The organism is Endozoicomonas sp. SESOKO4, assembly GCF_024606275.1.
Window position 1 is genome coordinate 1 of the sequence record NZ_JAHHPS010000099.1, and the last position, 9,555, is coordinate 9,555.

Genomic DNA, 9,555 nt, shown 5'->3' on the forward strand with positions numbered 1-9,555 from the left:
TACTCTATCCAGCTGAGCTACGAGCGCGTAATACTAAATTGTTCACTGGCGGTGGGTGGGGAACAGTTAGCGGAATTTTCTGATAACTTCAATATCTAAACTGCAACCAGTTCGAAATCATGCAGTTTGTGAAGACTTGCCTCATGAACTCAGCAACACTCGCCCACAGGGAGAATCCATGGTTTCCAACTGGACTGGATATAACACCCCAACCCCAAAAAAACGACTACCGCCACTAACTTCAACAGCGTACAATTAGCCTCTTCCCAAAAACTACCCCCTACTGAGCTAAATGGCCCCACGCTCCCTTGCGTCTATGAAGACAATGGTATAAGCCAAGGGCGGTAGCGTATTTGTTATAAAGTACTAATGGGGAGCCCAGCAAAAAGTAATCTGCGCAACTTTTCAGAAACATATATCACCCGCTTTATTCAGCAAACAACGGTTAACGGTGTGTAGAGATTTCTCACGGTTCCAGATTACCCGCCAACCATCATGGTGAGAGATGAACAAACAAGCGAAATACCTGATCGCCGAACTGAAACTGCTTATTGGCTTTCTTGGAGAAAAAAGCCAATTCAACTGGTGGGAAAGCAATTTTCTCAGCTCATCCAGTAACGCCTACCTAACACCGACCTATCCCCGAACCATTCTTCTTGCTCAATACCATGGCGTAAGTGAAGCAGCCTTGGCAGTACATGACCGTTTTATCGGTACTGGAATAAACTACCACTTATATCGCTTACCCGACTCTATTGAGCGAGAAATAGCCACTGCGGTTCAGGAACTATCCAGCAGTGCACACCTGCGCAGCACCTTAATCTCTATAGACACGGCATTAAGCAGACTGGCTGAGCTTGCAAGTCAAGAAGAGGCAGAAGATGGGCCAGTGGACATAGGCTCTTTTTCCGATGCAGACCTTGAACAGCTGATCAAATCAAGCGCAGGTTATTACGCAGATGCATTTACTCAAGGCATCACATGCTACCCATTTATGAGGGGGGCAAATGACGCCGGATAATGTTGAACCATTGTATACCACCCAGCTGGGTGCAGGCCTTGGCCTGGTGGAAGAGACCAGGCTCCTACTGTCACTCTATCACCCGGAAATGACGACAACTCAACTGTATCAGGAAGCGCTAAATTCCGGCTTGTTTCCAATGATTTCCGCAAGACGTCTGCGCAACATTATTGCGGAGTGTTTTTCCCCCCGTTATCTGAGACCCAATGTAGCGATCTACCTGAAGCCCGTCGCCGAAGTAGTATCCTGGCAATCCCTGAGCCAGCTATTACTGATACACACCGCTCTGGCAAATAAGGTCCTTCAGGATTTCATTACTTCTCTGTATTGGGAAAAATACTCCGGCAACTATGACACCATTAGCACGGAAGATGCCTACGACTTTGTCTACCAGGCCGTTGCCGAGGGCAAAACCCAAAAACCATGGTCCGACTCCACCATAAAACGGGTTGCTTCTTACCTGCTGGGTTGCTGTGCCGCCTACCAACTCTTGTCAACCGGAAGAGTGTCCAAAAGAACCATCCAGCCGGTTCGCATTCAATCAACCACATCCCTTTACCTGGCGTACTGGCTGCATTTTTCAGGTCTTGGCGATAACACCCTGGTCAACCACAACATCTGGAAACTGTTCGGATTAGACCCCCTCGACGTGCGCGAGGAGCTGAAAACATTAGCCAAAAATGGCTGGCTGATTGTTCAGTCGGCTGGGGAAGTCACGCGCATTAGCTGGCAATTTCAATCAATGGAGGAAGTCGTCAATGTCATCATTGAAAGCTGATTTTAACGAGCTCATGGAACGGGTGCGAGCGGGTCGTGAATTTGCCAGCGCCAGTTTCGAACCCATTTTTTACCTGGTATTCCGGCCAGAACAAATTCTCGAAGTTAAACGTCAGCTGCCAGCATGGGAAGCAAAACTAAGGAACGATGGATGGTCGGTTCATCACTTTTCCATGGCGGAGGCGGTCCAGGAGATTTTTATGGGGATGCCGCCATTTATCCGGAATATCTGGGAAACCCAGGACTCAGCAGCCCCCCTGCAATGGCAAAAAACCAATAACTCCCTGGCCCAGGCACTCATCAAGAGCGACGCCCTGCAAAACAAACTGGAAGCGGTATTATCCGAGCTGGAAGGGATTGAAAAAAATATTCTGCTTATTACCGATATTGAAGCCATACACCCCTATTTACGAATCGGCTCCATAGAAAACAAGCTGCAAGGCCGATTCCACGTTCCCACCATTTTTTTCTATCCCGGCGTTCGCTCCGGTACCCGCCTGAAGTTTCTCGGTTTTTACCCGGAAGATGGCAACTATCGCTCTGTCCATGTCGGCGGTTAACCACTGAAGATCATCGAAGATCCACAAACGATTAAAGGAAGCAACCATGGCCATCAAAACCCTGTTTGACAGCAACAGAGACATCTACCGCGCCATTGAAAAAGTCATCACCTATGGCGTATCACAGGAAGCCAGGCTGAAAGCGGAAATATCCGAATATGTCGTCACCGAAAGCATAGAGGAACAGTTTGAAAAACTGCTCAGTAAAATGCAAGCAGCCATGGAAGCCGGTGGCCAAAATGAAGTGGGGGTCTGGGTGTCCGGCTTCTACGGTTCCGGTAAAAGCTCTTTTACCAAATACCTGGGCCTGGCCTTTGACGATCAGGTAACCATCGACGGCACCCCCTTTATTCAACACCTGCAAGACCGACTGCAAAAATCCACCACCCGGGCATTACTGGGTTCGGTTGCCAAAAAATTTCCTGCAGCGGTTCTGATGCTGGACCTGGCCAGTGAACAGGTAGCAGGTGCCACCATGGAAGAGGTCTCCACCGTCCTCTATTACAAGGTACTCCAGTGGGCCGGTTACTCTCGCAACCTGAAAGTCGCCGCCTTTGAGCGCAAATTAAAACAGGAAAACCGGCACAACGAGTTTCTCGAACTGTTCAGCAGCTACACCGGTGGACTGGACTGGAACGACTACCGCAACGACGACCTGGTGGTGGACAGCGTTATTCCAGAACTGGCCCACCAGCTCTATCCTGCCATCTTTAAAACGCCCGCCTCATTTTCCACAGAAGCCAGCGAAATTATCCGCTTTGAAAATGACCGGGTAGCGGAAATGATCGATATTGCCCGGGAAGCAACGGGCAAAGAGCATATTATTTTTATTATTGATGAGGTAGGCCAATATGTCGGCTCCCGGCAAAACCTGATCCTTAACCTGGACGGTCTGGCCAAAAACCTGAAAAACATTGGTGATGGCAAAGTCTGGGTGATTGGCACCGCACAGCAAACCCTGACCGAAGATGACCCCAGGGCCACCCTGAACTCGCCAGAACTCTATAAACTCAAAGACCGCTTCCCCATTCAAATTGACCTGGAAGCGAATGATATCAAGGAGATCTGCTACACCCGACTGCTGGGCAAATCCCCTGCCGGTGAAACCGAGCTGGGCGCACTGTTCGACAGCCACGGTCAGGCGCTGCGCAACCACACCAAACTGGCGGATGCCCGGGCATACGGAGCCGACTTTGATAAACAGACGTTCATCGACCTCTATCCATTCCTGCCGGCACACTTTGATATCCTGCTGCACCTGCTGGGCAGCCTGGCCAAATCCACCGGTGGCTACGGGCTGCGTTCGGCCATTAAAGTTATTCAGGATATCCTGGTAGAAGGCGCTGACGGCACCACGCCCATTGCCGACCAACCCATAGGCTGGCTGGCCAATACTGTAACCCTGTACGATGCCCTGAAAAAAGATATCGAGAAAGGCTATCAGGCCCTTTATTCATCCGTTAAAAAGGTACAGATTCGTTTTCCCAATTCAGAGCTGCACCAGAACATTGCCAAGACCGTCTGTGTTCTGCAGATTCTGGAAAACCTGCCCGTCTCACTGCAAAACGTTACCAGCTTAATGCACTCTGGCGTCAGTGATGCCTCCGCCACCGATGCCGTTAAACAAGTGGTGGATGAACTGATTAATGACGCCATCGTCCCCTTTGGGGAGCAGGACGGTAATTTATGTTTCTTCAGTGAAAAGCTGAACAATATCGAACAGGAGCGAGCCACGATTCCCCTGCGCAGTATTGATTTGCGCAAAATCCATAACGAAGCGTTAAAAGAGGCGTATTCGCCCCTACCGGCCACCCAGCTGCACGGTTCCTTTTCGGTGCCGACAGGTCTGAAAGCTCAGAATATGGGAGGCGTACCGGCCTCCCTGGCGGGGGAACGAAATATTATACAAACCATTGTGGAGCTGGTATCCCCAAATGATTATGACGCCACCAAAACACGACTCACCGATGAAAGCCGACACAAAACTACTCAAAATATTATTTTTGCAATTGGGCGCACTACACCCGAGATGGATGAGTTGATAGGTGAGATTTACCGTTGCCGTAAGATTGCGAATGATTATCGAAATGAGCCTGATCAAGATATCAACAAATATTGCGCTAGTCAGCAAAGTATTGCTACTCGAAAATTTGGTGAACTAGAAGTTCTGATCCGCAAAAGTTTACAACAAGGGTCGTTTATCTTCCGGGGTGAAGTCACTGCCGTCGAAAACTTGGACCTGAATCTGACCGAAGCAGCCAAAAAACATCTGGCCGATGTGGCAGAACAGGTGTTCGACCGTTACCATGAAGCTCCCGTGCGGGCCAACACCAATCTGGCGGAAAAATTCCTGAACACCAACAGCCTGGCCGGAATTACCAGCGATATCGACCCCCTCAGCCTGGTACAGCGCGTCGGTGGACAACCCTCTATCAACACCGACCATAAAGCCATTACCAGCATCCGGGATGTGATCGAGCGCCAGGGTTCCATTGAAGGTAAACGGCTCAGCGACATCTTCAGCGATGCCCCCTATGGCTGGTCCCAGGATACCTTGCGCTACCTGGTGGCGGCCATGTTGGTGGCCGGCGAAATCAAACTCCGGGTGGCCGGTCGGGAAGTCACCGTTAATGGTCAGCAAGCCATTGATGCCCTGAAAACCAACAACAGCTTCCGGTCCATTGGCGTCTCACTGCGTGAAGAACGCCCCAGTATGGAGGTGATGGCCAAGGCGGCCGAGCGCCTGACCGACCTGAGCGGAGAGATGGTGGTGCCCCTGGAAGATGAGATCAGCAAAACGGCCATCAAACTGTTCCCGGATTTATTGCACAGCTACGGACCACTGGCGGAAAAACTCAAACGTCTGAGCTTACCCGGTGCAGATCGTATTGAATCCCTTAGTAACAATATCCGGGATGTGTTGTCTACCGATGCATCCGATGCCCCGTCTCGATTGGGCGGAGAAGACTCTGACCTTTACAACAGTCTGAAGTGGGCAGCAGAACTCAAACAGAGCCTGGAGCATGGGTTGGAAGACACGCTGAACAGCCTTCAGCAACATCGCAGTGCACTGGATCGTTTACCCAATAGTGGCACTCCGGGCCAATTAAAAACCGATCTGGCAGACCTATTGAACGACTTACAGGAACGGCTGAATCACAGTGAGTTCCTTAGCTACAAAAGCCAGTTTGCAGGACAGCTTACGGATATCAAAACCCGGGTTCGCGATACCGTGCTGGCCATGCAGCAGGAACAGGGCAACCGCATCAAAGAGGCGGAGCAGGACCTGGCTCGCGTTGCTCAATGGCAGTATCTCAATCAGCAGGAACAAAACGCCCAGCTGGCGGAATTGGAACAACTCACCGTTACCGCTACAGAAGATCTCTCTGGCTTGCAAACACTGATCAACCAGGAGTTCACCATTCAGTCCGAGCTGCAGGATATGAAAAAACGTGTTCAGCACAGAGGGCAACAGCTTCTCCAGGAAAAACTGCGAGAAGAACAGGAGGCCGCAAAACAGGCTGAAGGCACAGCGGCCCCGGCAAAAATCACCCGTAGCCTGAAACCGAAAAAACGCATTACCAGCCTTGAAGAGTTGAACGTACTGATTAGCGAACTGCAACGTCTTCAGGGTGAGTTGGCTCTTGTCCACGAATTTGAGCTGGAAATCAGCCTCAGCGAATAACGGCCAGCGACCTTCAGGAACATCGTTCAATGTCTTTTGATCAAAGCACCCGCAACCGTCTGCAACGGTTTGTCAGCAGTGCCCGTGCGCTGCTGGTTGAGGAATTTACCCGTCAACTCCAGGCCACCTATGGCCTGGACCCCGGTGAAGGGGCGGTGGCCAATATGGCCAGCCTGACCTATCTGGATAACCGCCAGCGGCAGACGGCCCATCTGTTGCGGGAGACCCTTGCCCACTATTTAGCCACCACCACTGGCCAAGGGGACAAGCAACGTACCCAACAGGCCCTTGGCCGAATCATACGAGAACAGGCGTTTACCGTACTGAACCGTCTGGCGGCACTGCGGATGGCAGAGGCTCGGGGTTTTCTACTGGAATCGGTAGCCAAGGGTTATAGCTCCAAAGGCTTCCAGCTGTACAAACCACTGGCCGGCACGGCCCATGGGGAAACCGGTGATGCCTACCGTCATTACCTGTTCAGCCTGTTTGATGAGTTCAGTCTGGATTTGGCGGTGCTGTTTGATCGCCATAGCGCCCAGGGGCAGCTCTTCCCACGGGAAAGTGCCCTGCTGGCGCTGCTGGATGAGATCAATCACCCCGATATTGAACACCTGTGGGCGGAAGATGAAACCATTGGCTGGATCTACCAGTACTTCAACTCCCAGGAAGAGCGGCGGCAAATGCGTGCGGAATCCCAGTCGCCCCGTAACAGCCGGGAGCTGGCGGTACGCAACCAGTTCTTTACGCCCCGCTATGTGGTGGAATTTTTAACGGACAATACCCTGGGGCGTATCTGGTATGAAATGACCCAAGGCAATACCGCACTGGCAGACAACTGTCGTTATTTGGTACGCCGCCCTACCGAAGTCTTTCTGAAACTGGGTGAAACGGCACCGGAAAATAATCAGGATGAAAACGAACCTCTTAGCCAGGAAGAGCTTCTGAAACAGCCGGTTTATATTCCGCATCGCCCTTTAAAAGACCCTCGCTCCATTCGTATGCTGGACCCGGCCTGTGGCTCCATGCACTTTGGCCTCTACGCCTTTGATCTGTTTGAACGGATCTATCGGGAAGCTTGGCAACTGGAACAGCAGCTGGGGCCCGATGCCTTTGTTCGGGAAACAGGTCAGGATGCCCTGCAAAACACGTTTGCCAACAGGGAAGAATTTGAGCAACAGATTCCCAAACTGATTATTGAGCACAATATTCATGGGGTGGATATTGACCCTCGAGCCGTACAAATTGCCGGTTTGAGCTTATGGCAACGGGCCCAGCGAACCTGGCATCAACAAGGGATTAAACCTCAGCAGCGCCCCGCCATTGTTAAATCCAATATTGTCTGTGCTGAGCCCATGCCCGGTGAAAAAGCGCTGCTGCAGGAGTTTACCGAGAAGCTGGACCCGCCAGTACTGGGGCAATTGCTGGACGTGATTTTCGATAAGATGCAGCTGGCCGGTGAAGCGGGCACCCTGCTGAAAATTGAAGAAGAGATACAAACCGCCATTCAAGAAGCCCGGGAGCAGTGGCTGAAAGCGAGCGGCAGCCAGACCATGGGGGATATGTTCCCGTCCGAGCTGGATGCGGCAACACCTCAGAAAAAGCTTGGTTTTGATCTGCGTGGTGTTGATAATGAAACATTTTGGGATGATGCTGAGCAGCATATTTTGCAGGCGTTAAGTGATTATGCGGATCAGGCGGAGTCTTCTGCGGATCAGAAACGGTTGTTTGCGGAAGATGCGGCTAAGGGGTTTGCTTTTATTGAACTGTGTCGGAAGCAGTTTGATGTGGTTTTGATGAATCCGCCCTTTGGAGAAGCAACAACTGAGTTAAACAAAAAACTAAAGATATATTTAGTACGTAATATCTATGGATGTTTTTTAGAAAGAGGCATGCACTTGTTAAGTACAAGGGGTTTTGTAGGCGCGATTACTGACTCCACCTATTTAAAACAACCCACCTTTCTACCTTTGAGAGATTTTTTATTATCAGATAGTAATGGCATAGATTATATTATTGATCTTGGGTGGGGTGTACTCGATGCAAATGTACAAACATCCATCATTACTTGCTCGCCAAATAGCTCCATGTATTTTTCAACCCTTGATTTATCGAAAAATCAAGAGAAAGAGGAAAACCTAATAAATTTAACAGAGAATGACTTAACTCTACGTTCAAAACTTGATACCAAAGAGCTACCTAAATCATTATTAGCTGTAAATTTGCCGATAGAAGCAAGTAAAACCATTCCATCGCTCCAAAAATTAAAAGCAATTGCAGAGTTACCCTGGGGATGTGGTGCAAATGATTCCACTCGCTTATTCAGGTTAAGGTGGGAATTAAGTCCAGAACAGATAAATAATGACTGGTCTTTCATAACTAACGGTGGTGAATACTCTCCCTTTCATAGAGAGAACTTCCTAACGGCAAGAATTAAAGTGGAGAATGGAAACTCTGCTTTCTCAACAAAGTTCAAAAATGAAACAGATTATTTATATGATAGTGCTGGACAAAACCTATATTTCAAATCAGGATTGACCTATCCAAAAAGATCTCGCTTTTTACATGTTTCTGCACTACCAGAAAATCATTTATTCACACCTGAAGGAAAAGGACTTTTCCTGACTTCAGATATAAACATATTCCTCCTGATGGGAATAATGAATAGCTCATTTGTTGCTCAATACGCAGAGTTTCTATGCGGCCCTCACAAGCAAAAGGGAGATGTAGAACTAATTGGAACACCACTACTTTCTACTGAGTCAGAGAATAAATTAATAGAACTGTCAAAAGCAAACACGTATCTAGCTCAGGAGCTAGAAATTTTCAAAGAAGACTCAACTCTTTTCCTAAGACCATTTTTACAACCGGTGGAAAATGAGCTTAACTCTCATACTATTAGCAAAGCCATCAAACTGACAAATGAATACATTCAACAAAAACATAAAAAGTACTTAAATAATTTTGAGCAAATAGATGAGATAGTTGAGAGTTCCTGCAAATGGCTTTTGATTGACCAAAATATTAGGGAAGATTTAAGCCGCATGAGAAATAAAGTTAGATTAAACCAAGAAGTTAGCATTATTGATATTATTTCCTATTTTTTTGGCATTATATTTAATAGATGGTCTATCAATAGCTGTAGACTGTCAATACAAAATTTAACTTTACCAACTCCCTTTGATGGACTTCCAATAAGGCCTTTTGCAGCTTGTGAAGAAAATGGAGAGGTATTCACAAGAAACAATATTTTAGTTGATGATGCTCAACAATTAAGAAATCAGAGTACACCTGATATTGTTTACCTACTAAGCGATTTATTAAAAGCTCTCTTTGGAGGAGATTCTGACGATATTTACACTGAAATAGAGAGCCTTTTGGGAAACCCTCTCAGATCATACTTATCTTCTATTAGCGGTTTTTTCGATGATCATTTAAAGCTGTACAGTAAGGGGCGCCGTCAGGCCCCGATTTACTGGCCCTTACAAACGCCATCCGGCTCCTACACACTCTGG

At 48.5% G+C, this 9,555-nt stretch carries 5 protein-coding genes; all 5 read left to right on the forward strand.

What is annotated here, in order from left to right:
* Positions 1 to 505 precede the first annotated feature (505 nt).
* Positions 506 to 1,021, forward strand: a complete 516-nt coding sequence (locus tag KDK16_RS01720; protein ID WP_257274380.1) for a BrxE family protein — start codon at positions 506 to 508, stop codon at positions 1,019 to 1,021.
* Complete coding sequence (locus tag KDK16_RS01725) at positions 1,008 to 1,799, forward strand: DUF1819 family protein (RefSeq protein WP_257274381.1); 792 nt, start codon at positions 1,008 to 1,010, stop codon at positions 1,797 to 1,799. Before KDK16_RS01720 ends, KDK16_RS01725 begins: the two co-directional genes overlap by 14 nt.
* Positions 1,780 to 2,358 (forward strand): DUF1788 domain-containing protein, encoded by a 579-nt coding sequence (locus KDK16_RS01730; RefSeq protein WP_257274382.1) that lies wholly within the window; start codon positions 1,780 to 1,782, stop codon positions 2,356 to 2,358. Before KDK16_RS01725 ends, KDK16_RS01730 begins: the two co-directional genes overlap by 20 nt.
* A gap of 46 nt (positions 2,359 to 2,404) precedes the next feature.
* Positions 2,405 to 6,043, forward strand: a complete 3,639-nt coding sequence (brxC, locus tag KDK16_RS01735; protein ID WP_257274383.1) for a BREX system P-loop protein BrxC — start codon at positions 2,405 to 2,407, stop codon at positions 6,041 to 6,043.
* A 29-nt stretch (positions 6,044 to 6,072) separates the two neighbouring features.
* On the forward strand, positions 6,073 to 9,555 hold a 3,483-nt coding region (pglX, locus tag KDK16_RS01740), incomplete at its 3' end, for a BREX-1 system adenine-specific DNA-methyltransferase PglX (RefSeq protein WP_257274384.1).

What these genes read in the sequence shown, in the direction of transcription:
- KDK16_RS01730 (WP_257274382.1), top strand. Translation starts at nt 1,780, where the DNA reads ATGTCATCATTGAAAGCTGATTTTAACGAGCTCATGGAACGGGTGCGA.
- brxC (WP_257274383.1), top strand. Translation starts at nt 2,405, where the DNA reads ATGGCCATCAAAACCCTGTTTGACAGCAACAGAGACATCTACCGCGCC.
- KDK16_RS01720 (WP_257274380.1), top strand. Translation starts at nt 506, where the DNA reads ATGAACAAACAAGCGAAATACCTGATCGCCGAACTGAAACTGCTTATT.
- KDK16_RS01725 (WP_257274381.1), top strand. Translation starts at nt 1,008, where the DNA reads ATGACGCCGGATAATGTTGAACCATTGTATACCACCCAGCTGGGTGCA.